This window comes from Prescottella agglutinans (assembly GCF_004011865.1).
GTDB classification, from domain to species: Bacteria; Actinomycetota; Actinomycetes; order Mycobacteriales; family Mycobacteriaceae; genus Prescottella; species Prescottella agglutinans.
The window spans coordinates 127,758-141,932 of record NZ_RKLP01000003.1; the positions used below are offsets into that span (position 1 = coordinate 127,758).

Genomic DNA, 14,175 nt, shown 5'->3' on the forward strand with positions numbered 1-14,175 from the left:
GGCGTGGAAACTCGATTGCCGCCACGCTCGCGGTCGTGGTGTGCTCGACGCATGAACTCCGCCGCCGCCCCCGAATACCGCCTGCGGACCGAACGGCCCGACGACGCCGAGGCGGTGCGGGCCGTCGTGCTCGCGGCGTTCCCGGGGCCGGACGAGGCGGACCTGGTGGACAGTCTGCGCGCCGATCCGGCGTGGATCGACGGACTGTCGTGGGTGGCGGTCCTGGGCGACGACACCGTGGCCGCGCACGCGCTGTGCACCCGCTGTCACGTCGACGGCGTCGCGTCGCTCGCGTTGGCTCCGGTATCGGTGCTGCCCGAGTACCAGAACCGGGGACTGGGCGCGGCCGTGACGCGGGCGGTGCTGGATGCGGCTCGCGCGCAGGGGGAGTCGAGTGTGATCGTGCTGGGTCACCCGGACTACTACCCGCGATTCGGCTTCACCCGCGCCTGCACGCACGGCGTCCGTGTCTCGTTCGATGTGCCCGACGAGTCGTTGATGGTGATGGCGCTGGACGATTCCCCGGTTCCGGCGGGCACCGTGCGCTACGCCGAGCCGTTCGGGGTCTGAACTCGACGCGACGCCTTCCCGATGCCCTCGGGAACGTCGGGTAACCGGGTGACCGGTTTTCTTCGCCTGAGGTCTCGGCGGTCCGAAAGGGGCTCGGCAGTGCGAACTCTCGGCAGTCGATGTCGAATCGGTCTGCGGCGGAACGATTGTGGGGCAGTCGCGTATCGGGGGGCACGGCGCCTCGCCGTCGCCGCCCGGGTCGTCGTCGCGTTCGCTCGTGGCGAAGTCGAAATGCAGGGCATTCGGTCAAATGCCTGACAGGTCGCGCTGGACGCCTGTACTAATAGTGGCGTGGATCACATTGATGTAATGAGAGCGTCCCGAGGAGGTGTCGTGTTCGCCGATTCGCCCAGTGCCGACGTAACCGACAACACCGACCAGAACCGCTTCGAATTGCGGCTCAACGGAGATCTGGTCGGCATCGTCGGCTACTACGACACCTCGCCGGCCAGAAAGCCCGGGGCGCAGAAGTTCACTCCCGTCGTCTCGTTCATGCACACCGTCGTCGTCGAGGACTTCGGGCACCGCGGTCTCGCTGCGGTGATGGTGCGTCGCGCGCTCGATCAGGCCCGCGACTACGGCTGGAAGGTGCGACCCGTGTGCACCTACGTCCAACGGTTCGTCGAGGCGCACCCGGAGTATCTCGATCTCATGGCCCCGATCGAGGCGGTCGACGCGATCTCGCTCAACTGATCGACCCGCGGCCACGCCGCGGTCAAGGATCGGCATCGAACCGCGTCACCCGCCACGAATCGGGCCCCGTGTCGGCGGTTCGCCCGGTTTCATGGGAAACGTGAACTCCGCATCCCCGGGAACCTCAGGCTCGGTCGACGCGCCCGTCCGGGTCGTCGACAGCCCACCCCACGAGCGCTACGAACTGTGGGTTCGCGGCGAACTGGTCGGCATTCTCGGCTATCGGCGCGACGCCACCGGTGCGTCGGGCGACGTGCTGACACTGCTGCACACGGTCGTCAGGGAGGACCGTGGTGGACGCGGGTGGGCGGCCGTGCTGGTGCGCGAGGTACTCGACCGCGCTCACCGCGAGGGCACGCGGATCCGCCCGGTCTGCACCTACGTCAAGCGGTACCTCGGCACCCACGCCGAGTATCTCGATCTCCTGGACGGCTAGGCCTGCGCGATCCCGCTCAGTCCAGGTCGACGACCACCGGGGCGTGATCGCTCGCGCCCTTGCCCTTGCGCTCGTCCCGGTCGATGTGCGCGGCCGTCACCCGCGCGGCGAACGCGGGCGAGCCCAGCACGTAGTCGATGCGCATGCCCTGCTTCTTCGGGAACCGCAGCTGCGTGTAGTCCCAGTACGTGTAGACGCCCGGGCCGGGCGCGTGCGGGCGCACCACGTCCGCGAAACCGGCCTCGGCGAACGCGTCGAACGCGTCCCGCTCCGGCTGCGACGTGTGCGTCTTGCCCTCGAAGAAGGCCGGATCCCACACGTCCTCGTCGGTGGGCGCGACATTCCAGTCGCCCACCAGCGCGATCTGCGCGTCCGGGTTCCCGGCCAGCCAGCCCTCGGCGTCGGCGCGCAGCTTGGCGAGCCACTCCAGCTTGTAGACGTAGTGCGGGTCGGTCAGCTCCCGGCCGTTGGGCACGTACAGGCTCCACACCCGCACCCCGCCGACCGTCGCGCCGATGGCGCGGGCCTCCTGCGCGGCCTCCGCCGCGGGGTCCTTGTCGAACCCGGGCTGATCGGCGAACCCGATCTGCACGTCGTCGAGCCCGATGCGCGACGCGATCGCGACGCCGTTCCACTGGCTCAGGCCGACGTGCGCCACCTCGTAGCCGGCCTCGGTGAACCGCTCGTACGGGAACTGCTCGTCCTTGCACTTGGTTTCCTGCATCGCCAACACATCGGTGTCGGTGCGGGCCAGCCAGTCCAGGATCCGGTCCGTTCGGGCACGGACCGAGTTCACATTCCACGTCGCGATTCGCACACCCGTGAGGGTAGTCAGCTGCTCGGACAGTCGCCGGACCCGGTCCCGGCCCGGCGCACCGGCTTCGGCCCCAGCGCCTTGAGGCGGACGACGTCGGCCCGCTGCACCTCGACGACCCGGTCGTCGGAGGTGCGGACCACCACCGTCGGCTCGAGCTGCTCGAGCGTGCCGATCACGTCGGTCAGCGGGTGGGAGCCACCGGGTGGCAGGCGATACCGCACCACCACCCGGCCGCCGATCGTCGGCTCGATACCCGACATCGGTCCTCTACTCAGTCTTCGTCGTCGTCCTCGTCGTGCCCGAACGGGTCGTCGACGGTGCCCGGCGTCCAGCTCAGCCCCGGCACGCCCCAGCCCGACCGCTTGATCGTCTTCTTCGCGGCGCGCGCGTTGCGGCCGATCAGGACGTCCACGTAGAGGAAGCCGTCGAGGTGCCCGGTCTCGTGCTGCAGCATGCGCGCGAAGAACCCGCGGCCCTCGATCTCGACCGGGTTGCCGTCCTCGTCCGTGCCGGTGACCTTCGCCCAGTCGGCGCGGCCCGTCGGGAACTGCTCGCCGGGCACCGACAGGCAGCCCTCGACGTCGTCGTCCTCGTCCGGCATGGTCTCCGGGATCTCGGACGTCTCGAGCACCGGGTTGACCACGCAGCCGCGGCGGCGGACCGACTTGCCCTTCTCGTCGACGTCGGGGCAGTCGTAGACGAACAGTCGCTTCGCGACACCCACCTGGTTCGCTGCCAGACCGACACCGTTGGCGGCGTCCATCGTCTCGTACATGTCGCGGATCAGATCGGCGAGTTCGGCCGGTGACTCGGTCACCTGCTTGGTCGGCTCGTGCAGGACGGGGTCGCCGACGATCCGGATCGGAAGAATTGCCATGGTCACCAAGGATAATGGGCGTGATATTCGCGGCGCGCCCCGCCGGAAGCCGGTACCGAACGCCTCGATCGTGATTCAATGACCAGGAAGAACATCGGTGTAATTCGTGCTCGGTCCCGAGCGATGTCTCAGTGTCCGGGCACACTGCTCGACCTGATCCTGTCGGGTCCACGGGGCGCGGAGGTTTCGCTGAGGTCGAGCGGGATCGAGAAATCATCGAGCAGTCGAGGAGTGAGATGGACGGCGCAGCAGCGCGGAACCAATCCGAACACAGCGACGGCGCGTCGGCGAACGAGGTAGGCCAGGACGGACTCACCCGCCGCGAGCACGACATCCTCTCCTTCGAGCGTCAGTGGTGGAAGTACGCCGGCGCGAAGGAAGAGGCCATCAAGGAACTCTTCTCCATGTCGGCCACTCGCTACTACCAGGTGCTGAACGCACTCGTCGACCGCCCCGAGGCCCTGGCCGCCGACCCGATGCTGGTCAAGCGCCTGCGGCGCCTGCGGGCCAGCCGGCAGAAGGCCCGCGCCGCGCGTCGGCTCGGCTTCGACATCCCCACCTAGTCAGCCTCCTCCAGCCGTCACCAAACCCCCGGCCGTCGTCACCTCGTTACCGAAAGCGTTCGACGCGCCGATTAAGGTCGTAAGCCGTGACCACCCCGAACCCCGAGTCGTCTGGCCCCCCGTTGCGTGCGATCGCGATGGTGCTGATCGCCCTCGCGATCCTCTTCGCCGGACTGGGCGCGGCCTCCCTGGGCGGCTCGGATTCCAGCGAATCGGCGCCCGTCGCGGACACCACCGCCGCGTCGACGAGCACGGCTACCACGACGTCCGCCGCCGCGCAGGCCGCACGGACCACCACTGCGGCTCCCGCCGTCACGACCACCACCCCGACCGCCACGCCGACCACCACCTCCGCGGCCGTGGCGTCCGGCCCGGTCGACAAGACGGTGCCGGTGCGGGTGTTCAACAACAGCAACGTGTCCGGTCTCGCCGCGCAGACCGCGAACGAGCTGACGTCCAACGGCTGGAACGTCTCCGAGACCGGCAACTACAGCTACGGGATGATCCTCACCACCACCGTCTACTACGGCAACACCGCCGCCGAGAAGCAGGCCGCGCAGGCCATCGCCGCGGAGCTCGGCGTCCCCGCCGAGCCGCGCTTCACCGGCATCGCCAGTGCCTCGCCGGGAGTGATCGTGATCGTCACCTCGGAGTGAGTCCGCCGGACCTGCTCGTTATGATCATCGGCAGATTTCAACCACCTCGAAGGAGCGGTTCGATGGCCTCGCAATTCTCCCGTCGCAAGTCCTGGCGCGTCGTGACCCCGTTGGTCGCGATCGCCGCGCTGGGCCTCACCGCCTGCTCGAACAACGAGGAGCCCACCGACCAGCCCGGCACCACCCCGCCGGTGTGGACCGGTGCCCCGGCCCCCGCGGGTGAGCACGGCGAAAGCGGCTCCGAGCACGTCACCACGACCACCGCGGCATCCGTTTCGGTGCAGCTCAAGGACGCGAAGGGCGCCCAGGTCGGGACGGCGACCCTCGCCGAGTCCGGCGGCTACGTCCAGATCACCGTCGACGCGCAGGGTCTGAAGCCCGGCTTCCACGGCCTGCACATCCACTCCGTCGGCAAGTGCGAGCCCAACTCCGTCGCCCCCACCGGCGGCGAGCCCGGCAACTTCCTCTCCGCCGGCGGCCACTACCAGGTCGAGGGCCACACCGGGCACCCGGCCAGCGGCGACCTCACCTCCCTCGAGGTGCGCGAGGACGGCAAGGCGTACCTCGTCACCACGACGAGCGCCTTCACGCTCGACGACCTGAAGAACGGCGGCAAGGGCACCGCGCTGATGATCCACGCGGACGCCGACAACTTCGCCAACATCCCCACCCGCTACACGCTGCCCGACAACGCGCCCGTGCCGGACCAGCAGACGCTGGCCACCGGCGACGCCGGCGGCCGCGTCGCCTGCGGCGTCATCAAGGGCTGACGACTCGGCACACAGCCGGACCGAAACGGCGGGGCCATCGCGGCCCCGCCGTTTCGCGTATGTCGGGCGTCCTGCGCGCGCTCGGACGCTGTGGTTGGATCGAAATCGTGGGAGTCCCGTTCGCCGGTTCACCGCGTCCGACCCTCGGGGTGGAATGGGAGATCGCGCTGGTCGACAGGACCACCCGCGATCTCTCCAACACTGCCGCCGCCGTGTTCGACGCGGTCGGTGAACTGGCCGACGAACCCCGGGTCACCAAGGAGTTGCTGCGCAACACCGTCGAGTTCGTCACCGGCATCTGCGACAACGTCGGCGAGGCCATCGACGACCTGTCGGAGACGATGTCGCTGGTACGTCGGGCCGCCGATCCGCTCGGCGTCGACCTCATGTGTGCCGGCACCCACCCGTTCGCGCAGTGGTCCACCCAGTTGCTCACCCGGACCCCGCACTACGACGAGTTGATCGAACGCACCCAGTGGTGGGGGCGGCAGATGCTCATCTGGGGTGTGCACGTGCACGTCGGGATCTCCGCCAAGGAGAAGGTGTTCCCGATCCTCAACTCGCTTCTGTTGAAATATCCTCATCTGCTTGCGCTTTCGGCTTCGTCCCCGATGTGGGCCGGCGTCGACACCGGCTACGCGAGCAACCGTGCGCTGATGTTCCAGCAGCTACCCACCGCGGGCCTGCCGTTCCAGTTCGAGAACTGGACCCAGTTCGAGGGCTACGTCCACGACCAGCTCACCACCGGTGTCATCGAGAGTCTCGGCGGCCTGCACTGGGACATCCGCCCCGCGCCCCGCTGGGGCACCATCGAGGTCCGCGTGTGCGACGGCATCTCCACCCGCAGCGAACTCAGCGCCCTCGTCGCGCTCGTCCACTGTCTCGTCGTCGACCTCGACACCCGTCTCGAGGCGGGGGAGACGCTGCCGTCCATGCCGCCGTGGCACGTGCAGGAGAACAAGTGGCGGGCAGCGCGATACGGGCTCGACGCCGAGGTCATCCTCGGCGCCGACAACAGCGAACGTCTCGTCACCGACGACCTCTACGACCTGCTCGACAAGCTCACCCCCACCGCCGCGCGGCTCGGTTGCGCCGACGAACTCGCCCGCGTCGCCGACATCCCCCGTCGCGGGGCGTCCTACCAACGCCAGCGCAAGGTTGCCGCCGCCACCGGTGGTGACGTGCGCGCCGTCGTCAGCTCGCTCGTCGACGAACTCGACACTTAAGGTCACATTCACTCGCCGTTTACTATGGACGGCGTGTTGGTGGACGGTGGCGAGCGTACGGAGCCGGTGCGGCTCACCGATCGAACCCGAAATGTCCTGCTCGGCGGCGCCGTCGCCGCCGTCGTACTGGTCCTCACCGGGCTGCAGATCTTCGCGTCCTCGCGCGGCTTCCAGGGGCCGCTCGAGAGCCTGCTCGACGACTTCGTCGGCACCCCCAAGTCGGCGTCCGTGCCGTGGGCCGGGCTCGCCCTCGCGATGGTGGGGCTCACCAACCGGCAGCGGGTCATCGCGCTGTCGAGCGCGGCCGGGATCGACGTCGTCATCGCCGCGATCCGCTACCTCGCCGGTGGACCGCTGACCGTCGGCAACGGCGCCGTGATCGTGCTGACCTCGATCGGCGTGTACGCCGGGGTGAAATGGCAAGGCGAGCAGCGGCGCAACGCGCTCATGGGCGTCGGGCTCGGCGCGCTGCTGATCGTCGCCACCAAGTTCGGCGACGTGTGGCTGCAGATCACCGTCATCGCCCGGCCGATGGTCCTCGACCAGTACGTCCAGCTCGCCGACCACGCCCTCGGCAACCCCTCGTGGGTGATGGGGAACGTCGTCGACGCACTCGGCTCCGTCGGCTACGGCGTCCTGCACTGGGTGTACATCGAGCTGCCCGTCGCCGCGATCGTCGTGGCGCTGTACCAGCTGCGCAAGGGCTGGCCGTCGCACCACCTGGTGCGCACCTTCCTGCTGATCGGTCTGATCGGCCCGGTCTTCTACATCCTGTTCCCGGTGGTCGGGCCGATCTTCGCGTTCGGCGCCGACGGCAACGGCTTCCAGGTCGGCGACTTCTGGCCGAGCGTCGTGCCGTTCGACCTGACGCCGTCGGCCATGCCGTTCGACGACGCCACCCCCCGCAACTGCATGCCCAGCCTGCACACCGCGTGGTCGCTGGCGCTGTTCATCCACTCGCGGCAGGGACCGTGGTGGCTGCGCTGGGGCGGCACGTTCTGGTTCGTGTGCACGCTGACCGCGACCCTCGGCTTCGGTTACCACTACGGTGTCGACCTGGTCGCGGGTGTCGTGCTGACGCTGACGCTCGAGTCGGCCCTGCGCGCCCCGGAGCGCGGCTGGGGCTCGTTCCGGATCCGGCTCGTCGCCGGCGGCGCGGTCCTGCTGGCCGCGCTACTGCTGAGCTACCGCTATCTCGCCGTGCAGATCGCCGAGTACCCGATCGTGTCGACCCCGCTGCTCCTCGGCCTCCCGGCGCTGTTCGCCTTCGCGTACTGGCGCACCTTCTACCGCCCCGTCTCCCCGCGATTTGCGCACTTGTCGCTCCCGGAGGACGCCGCGTCGGCGCGATAAGTGCGCAAAACGCGGGGTGGGGAGACGCTAGCGGAACGTGCCAGGGGTGTCGTCGTGCTGATCCATGAGCAGCCCGTCGCGTCCGCGCTGCTCGCGGTAGGCGACGCGGCCGACACTGTGCGCGATGACGGGCGCGGTCAGCAGCGTGAACAGCCCGATGAGCACGAGCATCCAGATGTCGACGTTGCCGTGCAGCCGGATCACCGCACCGACCAGCACCAGCACCAGGCCGACGACCTGCGGCTTGGTGGCGGCGTGCATGCGGGAAAGGGTGTCGGGAAAGCGGACGATGCCGATCGCCGCGGTGAGCGCCAGGAACGATCCGGTGAGGATGCAGATCGCGGCGAGGACGTCGAGGAAAGTGTTCACGAGTCGTCACTCACCCGGAATCGGGCCACGCTCACCGAGCCGACGAAGCCGACCAGGGCGAGCGCGACGATGGCGGGCACGATCGTGGTGTCGCCGCTGTAGGCGGCCCACACCGACAGCCCGCAGATCGCGGTCGCGATGAGGGTGTCCATCGCGACCAGTCGGTCGAGACTGCCGGGCCCGGCCAGCAGCCGGTAGGTGGTGAGCAGCGCCGCCACCACCAGCATCACTCCGGCGATGATCATCACGGCCGTCATGCTCGGTCCTCCCTGCCCTCTTCGTGGTACTCGTAGTCGCGCAGATGCCACGGCGCCGGCTGCCATTCCGAATCACGCTCGAACGATGCGATGAACAGCCGCTCGAGCTGCCGCACCGAACGGTAGAACTGGTCCACGGCCTTGGTCGTGCCGACGTCGAGGACGTGTACGTACACCGCGCGTCGGGCCTGGTCGACCTCCAGTACCATCGTGCCGGGGATCAGGTTGAGCACGTCGATGCACAGTGTCAGCACCAGGTCGGACTTGATGCCGAGCTTGCAGCGCAGCACCCCGGTGACCGGCGGCGGACCCGGACGGACCGCCAGCCACGCGACCTGGACACTCGATTGCGCCGCGTAGAAGATGATCATCCCGACCAGCTTGATCATCGACAGCAGGTGCACCCGGCCCTCGACCGGAACCCGCGGCAGCGGCAGCAGCCACATGATCAGCAGGCCGACCACCAGGCCGCCCGCCAGGTTCGCGAAGCTGAACGTGCCCCACAGCAGGATCCACACCAGCGTCAGCCACGCGAGGACGCCGACGCGCAGTACGCGTTCGCGGGTCATCGGCCACCTCCCTCGCCGAGCACGGCGGTGATGTAGACATCCCGATTCTGCAGGTCCTGGGCGGCGCGGTCACTGATCCCGATCATCGGGCCCGCGAAGATCGTCAGCGCCAGGCCGACGCCCACGAGCCCGATCGTCGGCAGCAGCATGAGCACCGGCATCCTTCCGACGTCCTCGCGGTCGACGAACGCGATGTCCTCCTCGGACTCGTCGATCAGCGCGGAGGGGCTCACGTCCGCGAGGTCGCCCTCGGGGGCGTCGGCGCGGGCCCGCCAGAACGCCTTGGTCCACACGCGGGCCACGACGTACAGGGTCAGCAGACTCGTCACAGTGCCGCCGGCGACGAGGATCCACGACAGCGCGCTCGGGTGCGCGACGCCGGCCTGCAGCAGCGCGATCTTGCCGATGAAGCCGGAGAACGGCGGGATGCCGCCGAGGTTGAGCGCCGGCACCAGGAACACGATCGCGAGCAGCGGGCTGGCCGCCGCGAGACCGCCGAGGCGGCGCAGCGACGACGACCCGGCCTGCCGCTCGATCAGGCCCACCACCAGGAACAGCGTCGTCTGCACGATGATGTGGTGCGCCACGTAGTACACCGCGCCGGACAGGCCGGACTGCGTCGACAACGCCACGCCGAAGATCATGTAGCCGATGTGGCTGACCAGCGTGAACGACAGCAGACGTTTGATGTCGCTCTGCGCGATCGCGCCGAGGATGCCGACGATCATCGTCAGCAGGCCGCACACCATCAGGACGTTGTCGAGCTCGCCCTGCGGGAACAGCAGCGTGTGCGCACGGATGATCGCGTACACACCGACCTTGGTGAGCAGGCCCGCGAACACCGCGGTGACCGGGGCCGGGGCGGTGGGGTACGAGTCGGGCAGCCACGTCGACAACGGGAACACGGCGGCCTTGATGCCGAACGCCACCAGCAGCACACCGAAGATCGCCATGCGGGTGCCGACCGGAATGTCGTCGAACCGCAGCGCCATCTGGGCGAGGTTGAGCGTGCCGGTGGCGGCGTACGCGAACGCGATACCGCACAGGAAGATCAGCGACGACACCATCGACACCATGACGTACGAGACGCCGGCGCGGACCCGGTCCGCGCTCGCGCCCAACGTCAGCAGCACGAAGCTCGCGGCGAGCAGCACCTCGAAGCCGACGTACAGGTTGAACAGGTCGCCGGCGAGGAACGCGTTGCACACGCCGGCGGTGAGCGCCAGATACGTCGGCAGGAAGATCGACACCGGCTGGTGTTCGTGGCCGTCGCGGATGCCCTGGCCGATCGAATAGACCATGACGGCGAGCAGCACGATCGACGACACCAGCAGCATCAGCGCCGACAGTCGGTCGACGACGAGTGTGATGCCGATCGGGGTGTCCCAGCCGCCCACCTGGATCGCGGTGGTGCCGTGCCGGTCCGCGAGGTACAGCAGCATCGCCGAGATTCCGGTGACCGCGGTCAGTGCGGCCAGGGTGATCCAGCGCTGCGCGGTGGGGCGCCGGCCGAGGATCAGCGTGACGGCGGCCGCGATCATGGGGATCAGAACCGGCAGCGGGGCGAGCGTGCCGATGAGGTCCGGGGAGAGCGTCATCGCTTACCTCCCGGGGTCTCTGGTTCCAGTTCGTCGTCCTCGTGCAGGGACTCGTAGGCGGTGTAGTCCTCGGGATCCTCGAGTTGGTCGACCGGGATCGGATTGCCCTTGGAGTCGAAGGCGTCGCCGCCCTTGGACGGGGCGCCGGTGAGCGGGTCGTCGGAGCGGTCGCGGTCCGGGGCCTCGGCCGGGGTGCGCCGCTTGGAGACCTTGGTGTCCTCGGCGTCGTCCTCGACCCGGTCCGCCGTGGTGATCTTGAACGATCGGTAGGCAAGGGCCAGCACGAACGCCGCGATGCCCATCGTGATCACGATCGCGGTCAGGATCATCGCCTGCGCCAGCGGGTCGGCCATCTCCTCGTGCACGGATTCGCGGCCCACGATCGGGGGATTGCCCGACCTCCCGCCGACCGTGAGGATCAGCAGGTTGACGGCGTTGCCGACGAGCAGCAGGCCCAGCAGCATGCGGGTGATGCTGCGTTCGATCAGCAGGTACACCCCGGCGGCGGTGAGGACACCGATGAGGATCAGGGTGGCGAGATCGGCGGTCATCGGGCGTTCACCTCCTCCTGTGCGTCGAGTCGGGCCCCGAGACTGCGGAGCACGTCGAGCACGAGACCCACCACGATCAGGTACACCCCCAGATCGAAGAACAGCGCGGTGACGAGTTTGATGTGGCCGAGCAGTGGCAGGGTCACCTCGAACACCGCCGACGACAGCGGCGGCGCGCCGAGGAACAGCGACGTCAGCGCGGTGCCCGCGGAGAGTGCGAGACCGAGGCCGAGGATCTTGCCGGCGTCGATGGGCACCGTCTCGCCGAGTTCGTAGCGGCCGCCCGCGAGGTACCGCAGCACCAGTGCCAGACCGGCGGTCAGACCGCCCGCGAAACCGCCGCCGGGCGCGTTGTGGCCGGAGAAGAAGAAGTACACCGACAGCACCATCATCGTCGGGAAGATCAGCCGTGTGGTCACCTCGAGCACCAGCGACCGGTGCCGCGGGTCGATGAGGTCGCCGCCGCGCAGCCACGTCGTCTCGGTGCTCGACGACGCCGCGTCGAGCACGACGGCCGGCGCGTCGGCGACCCGCGGGGCGGTGCCGAACCGGCGGTGCCGGAAGACGAGGCTCGCGACGCCGGTCGCCGCGACCAGCAGCACCGAGATCTCGCCGAGGGTGTCCCAGGCGCGGATGTCGACGAGCAGCACGTTGACCACGTTGCGGCCGTTGCCGAGCGCGTACGCCGCCTCGGGCAACTGCAGGTGGATCGGCGCCGAGTTGCGGGCGTTCATCGCGTAGGCGGCGAGCGTGGTGACGGCGGCGCCGACGCCGATCGCGAGCAGGGCCCGCGGCAGCTTGAAGCCGATGGCCTGACGCTCGTCGATCTCGGCGGGCAGCTTCCGCAGCACCAGCACGAAGATCACCAGCGTCAGCGTCTCGACGAGGAACTGGGTGAGCGCCAGGTCGGGCGCGCCGTGCAGCGCGAAGATGACGCCGCAGCCGTAACCGCTGAGCCCGACGAGGATGACCGCGGCGAGACGGTTGCGCAGCACCGTCGCGGCCAGCGCGGCCGCCATCATCATCAGCCCGACGGTGAGCTGCAGCGGGGACTCCCACAACCGGATCTCCGCCCACACGTCGGTGTGCAGCGCCAGCAGGATGATCGGCAGCAACACCAGCGTCGCCAGGATCGTCGACTGCGTCAGCGGCAGCGAACCGCGCTGCGTGGAACCGGTGAGCCGTATCGACAGGGTGTCCATGCCGCGCAGCGTCGCGTCGTACACGCGGTCGGCGTTGCCGAGCGGCGGATGCTGGAACCGCAGCCGCTGGACCGCCCAGCGGTGCGCGACGAACAGCACCGTGCCGAGCGCGACGATTGCGCCGGTGAGCAGCAGCGGCGTGTTGATGCCGTGCCACAGCGCCAGGTGGTAGTCGGGGTGTGGGCCCGCGGGCAGCGTCGTCGAGTACGGCGTCAGCAGCTTCTCGAGCTGCGGGGACAGGGGGCCCGCCACCAACCCGGCGACGGCGAGCAACGCGGGCGGTGCCAGGAACAGTGCGCTCGGGGCGTGCATGTTCGCCACCGCGGGGCTCGGCTGGCGCTGCCGCTTGCGGCCGAAGGCGCCCCACACGAAGCGGATGCTGTAGGCGACGGTGAGGATCGAGCCCGCGGCGATCGCGACGACGACCGTGGTCCGGGCCCACGGTTCGAGCACGTCGGCCTGCAGGATCGACTCGAGCGCGGCCTCCTTGCCGACGAAACCGAGGAACGGCGGCAGCCCGGCCATCGACGCGGCCGCGAGCGCCGCGATCGTCGCCAGCCACGGTGCGCTCGGTCCGAGGCGGGCGAGTTTGCGGATGTCGCGGGTCCCGGTGGTGTGGTCGATGACGCCGACCACCATGAACAGCGCGGCCTTGAACATTGCGTGCGCGACGACCATCGTCATCCCGGCCAGGGCGGCGTCGCGGGAGCCGACGCCCACGAGCACCATGAGGAACCCGAGCTGGCTGACGGTGCCGAATGCGAGCACGAGTTTGAGGTCGAACGACCGGAGCGCACGCCAGCCGGCGAGCAGCATCGACGCCAGCCCGAGCACGATGATCGTGACTCGCCAGGGCGGCGAATCGGCGTAGCCGGGAGCCATCCGGGCGACCAGGTAGATGCCGGCCTTGACCATCGCCGCGGCGTGCAGGTAGCCGCTCACCGGGGTGGGCGCGGCCATCGCGCCGGGCAGCCAGAAGTGCAGCGGGACGATCGCCGACTTCGACAGCGCGCCGATCAGCACGAGCACGATCGCGACGCTTGCGAGCCAGCCGCTCGCGGGGTTCGCGACCACGTCGGACAGGTTGTAGCTGCCCACCTGCTGGCCGAGCATGATGATGCCGACCAGCATCGCGAGGCCGCCCGCGGTGGTCACCAGCAGTGCCTGGGTGGCGGCGCGGCGGCTGGTGGCGCGTTCGGCGTAGTGGCCCACGAGCAGGAACGACAGCACCGTCGTCAGTTCCCAGAACGTGTAGAGGATCAGCATGTTGTCGCTGGTCACGAGGCCGAACATCGCGCCGGCGAAGGCGACCATCTCGGCGGCGAAGATTCCGAGGCGGGGTTCGTCGTCGGTGAAGTAGCGCGCGCAGTAGACGAGGATCAGTGCGCCGACGCCCAGGACCAGCACCGACATGATCGCGGCCAGCGAATCGAAGCGCATGTCGATGTCCATCGACAGTCCGGGCGCCCACTGGATGTGCAGGGACTGTTCGGTGCCCCAGTTCGCGATGACCCAGCCGAGGCTCGCGAGTGGTACCAGCGCGAGCGGGAAGAACGCGTTGCGTCCTATTGATCGCACGACGAGCGGAGCCAGAACGGCGGCTATCGCGTGGGCGATCAATATGACAAGCAAATGGCACTCCGTCGGGTTGTTGGGCGGCGGGGTGAC

Annotated in this window: 17 protein-coding genes; 8 read left to right on the plus strand and 9 right to left on the minus strand. The window is 69.1% G+C overall.

Translation table 11 applies throughout. The features are described 5' to 3' along the window. The first annotated feature begins 51 nt into the window (after positions 1-51). The 3 genes from EGT67_RS07440 to EGT67_RS07450 all read left to right on the plus strand — a co-directional run bounded on the left by EGT67_RS07440 (position 52) and on the right by EGT67_RS07450 (position 1,699). Positions 52-570, plus strand: coding sequence for a GNAT family N-acetyltransferase (locus EGT67_RS07440; protein ID WP_127915432.1), 519 nt, complete (start codon positions 52-54; stop codon positions 568-570). 333 nt (positions 571-903) lie between these two features. Further along, complete coding sequence (locus EGT67_RS07445; protein ID WP_127915433.1) at positions 904-1,263, plus strand: GNAT family N-acetyltransferase; 360 nt, start codon at positions 904-906, stop codon at positions 1,261-1,263. 91 nt (positions 1,264-1,354) lie between these two features. Continuing rightward, positions 1,355-1,699, plus strand: a complete 345-nt coding sequence (locus EGT67_RS07450; protein WP_127915434.1) for a GNAT family N-acetyltransferase — start codon at positions 1,355-1,357, stop codon at positions 1,697-1,699. A 16-nt stretch (positions 1,700-1,715) separates the two neighbouring features. Here the strand turns inward: EGT67_RS07450 and EGT67_RS07455 are convergent, their stop codons facing one another. The 3 genes from EGT67_RS07455 to EGT67_RS07465 are packed head-to-tail and all read right to left on the minus strand — an operon-like array spanning position 1,716 to position 3,393. Further along, entirely contained in the window at positions 1,716-2,516 is an 801-nt protein-coding gene (locus EGT67_RS07455) for an exodeoxyribonuclease III (protein WP_127915435.1), read from the minus strand. A 14-nt stretch (positions 2,517-2,530) separates the two neighbouring features. Beyond that, the gene (locus EGT67_RS07460; RefSeq protein WP_127915436.1) at positions 2,531-2,776 is read right to left on the minus strand and encodes a putative acetyltransferase; all 246 of its coding nucleotides are present in this window, start codon (positions 2,774-2,776) and stop codon (positions 2,531-2,533) included. Positions 2,777-2,787: 11 nt separating this feature from the next. Then, on the minus strand, positions 2,788-3,393 hold the full coding sequence (locus tag EGT67_RS07465) for a peptide deformylase (RefSeq protein WP_127915437.1): 606 nt from the start codon (positions 3,391-3,393) through the stop codon (positions 2,788-2,790). A gap of 236 nt (positions 3,394-3,629) precedes the next feature. On the opposite strand from EGT67_RS07465, the gene EGT67_RS07470 reads away from it, so the two are divergent. From EGT67_RS07470 to EGT67_RS07490, 5 genes are all read left to right on the plus strand, one after another. Continuing rightward, on the plus strand, positions 3,630-3,956 hold the full coding sequence (locus EGT67_RS07470; RefSeq protein WP_127915438.1) for a DUF3263 domain-containing protein: 327 nt from the start codon (positions 3,630-3,632) through the stop codon (positions 3,954-3,956). A gap of 86 nt (positions 3,957-4,042) precedes the next feature. Next, positions 4,043-4,612 carry a LytR C-terminal domain-containing protein gene (locus EGT67_RS07475; RefSeq protein ID WP_127915439.1) on the plus strand — a complete coding sequence of 190 codons (570 nt, stop codon included), beginning with the start codon at positions 4,043-4,045 and terminating at the stop codon, positions 4,610-4,612. Between the two features lie 62 nt (positions 4,613-4,674). Then, positions 4,675-5,382, plus strand: a complete 708-nt coding sequence (sodC, locus tag EGT67_RS07480; protein ID WP_127915440.1) for a superoxide dismutase[Cu-Zn] — start codon at positions 4,675-4,677, stop codon at positions 5,380-5,382. Positions 5,383-5,489: 107 nt separating this feature from the next. Next, positions 5,490-6,608 carry a glutamate--cysteine ligase gene (locus EGT67_RS07485; protein WP_127915441.1) on the plus strand — a complete coding sequence of 373 codons (1,119 nt, stop codon included), beginning with the start codon at positions 5,490-5,492 and terminating at the stop codon, positions 6,606-6,608. A 24-nt stretch (positions 6,609-6,632) separates the two neighbouring features. Next, positions 6,633-7,961, plus strand: coding sequence for a phosphatase PAP2 family protein (locus EGT67_RS07490; protein WP_127915442.1), 1,329 nt, complete (start codon positions 6,633-6,635; stop codon positions 7,959-7,961). A 27-nt stretch (positions 7,962-7,988) separates the two neighbouring features. Here the strand turns inward: EGT67_RS07490 and mnhG are convergent, their stop codons facing one another. The 6 genes from mnhG to EGT67_RS07520 are packed head-to-tail and all read right to left on the minus strand — an operon-like array spanning position 7,989 to position 14,139. After that, on the minus strand, positions 7,989-8,330 hold the full coding sequence (gene mnhG, locus EGT67_RS07495; protein ID WP_127915443.1) for a monovalent cation/H(+) antiporter subunit G: 342 nt from the start codon (positions 8,328-8,330) through the stop codon (positions 7,989-7,991). Beyond that, positions 8,327-8,587: a monovalent cation/H+ antiporter complex subunit F gene (locus tag EGT67_RS07500; RefSeq protein WP_114718602.1), complete on the minus strand. Its 261-nt coding sequence runs from the start codon at positions 8,585-8,587 to the stop codon at positions 8,327-8,329. The genes mnhG and EGT67_RS07500 overlap by 4 nt, the downstream gene beginning before the upstream one ends. Continuing rightward, entirely contained in the window at positions 8,584-9,156 is a 573-nt protein-coding gene (locus EGT67_RS07505) for a Na+/H+ antiporter subunit E (protein ID WP_127915444.1), read from the minus strand. Before EGT67_RS07505 ends, EGT67_RS07500 begins: the two co-directional genes overlap by 4 nt. Further along, positions 9,153-10,754, minus strand: a complete 1,602-nt coding sequence (locus EGT67_RS07510; RefSeq protein WP_127915445.1) for a Na+/H+ antiporter subunit D — start codon at positions 10,752-10,754, stop codon at positions 9,153-9,155. Before EGT67_RS07510 ends, EGT67_RS07505 begins: the two co-directional genes overlap by 4 nt. Further along, a complete protein-coding gene (locus EGT67_RS07515) occupies positions 10,751-11,305 on the minus strand; it encodes a Na(+)/H(+) antiporter subunit C (RefSeq protein WP_127915446.1) in 555 nt (184 codons plus the stop codon). Before EGT67_RS07515 ends, EGT67_RS07510 begins: the two co-directional genes overlap by 4 nt. Beyond that, entirely contained in the window at positions 11,302-14,139 is a 2,838-nt protein-coding gene (locus EGT67_RS07520) for a Na+/H+ antiporter subunit A (protein ID WP_127915447.1), read from the minus strand. The genes EGT67_RS07515 and EGT67_RS07520 overlap by 4 nt, the downstream gene beginning before the upstream one ends. Between the last annotated feature and the right edge of the window lie 36 nt (positions 14,140-14,175).

Bases quoted from the DNA above. Each gene is read 5' to 3' on its own strand.
- EGT67_RS07440 (WP_127915432.1), top strand. From the start codon at position 52: ATGAACTCCGCCGCCGCCCCCGAATACCGCCTGCGGACCGAACGGCCC.
- EGT67_RS07450 (WP_127915434.1), top strand. From the start codon at position 1,355: ATGGGAAACGTGAACTCCGCATCCCCGGGAACCTCAGGCTCGGTCGAC.
- EGT67_RS07460 (WP_127915436.1), bottom strand. From the start codon at position 2,776: ATGTCGGGTATCGAGCCGACGATCGGCGGCCGGGTGGTGGTGCGGTAT.
- EGT67_RS07465 (WP_127915437.1), bottom strand. From the start codon at position 3,393: ATGGCAATTCTTCCGATCCGGATCGTCGGCGACCCCGTCCTGCACGAG.
- EGT67_RS07470 (WP_127915438.1), top strand. From the start codon at position 3,630: ATGGACGGCGCAGCAGCGCGGAACCAATCCGAACACAGCGACGGCGCG.
- sodC (WP_127915440.1), top strand. From the start codon at position 4,675: ATGGCCTCGCAATTCTCCCGTCGCAAGTCCTGGCGCGTCGTGACCCCG.
- EGT67_RS07490 (WP_127915442.1), top strand. From the start codon at position 6,633: ATGGACGGCGTGTTGGTGGACGGTGGCGAGCGTACGGAGCCGGTGCGG.
- EGT67_RS07500 (WP_114718602.1), bottom strand. From the start codon at position 8,587: ATGACGGCCGTGATGATCATCGCCGGAGTGATGCTGGTGGTGGCGGCG.
- EGT67_RS07505 (WP_127915444.1), bottom strand. From the start codon at position 9,156: ATGACCCGCGAACGCGTACTGCGCGTCGGCGTCCTCGCGTGGCTGACG.
- EGT67_RS07510 (WP_127915445.1), bottom strand. From the start codon at position 10,754: ATGACGCTCTCCCCGGACCTCATCGGCACGCTCGCCCCGCTGCCGGTT.
- EGT67_RS07515 (WP_127915446.1), bottom strand. From the start codon at position 11,305: ATGACCGCCGATCTCGCCACCCTGATCCTCATCGGTGTCCTCACCGCC.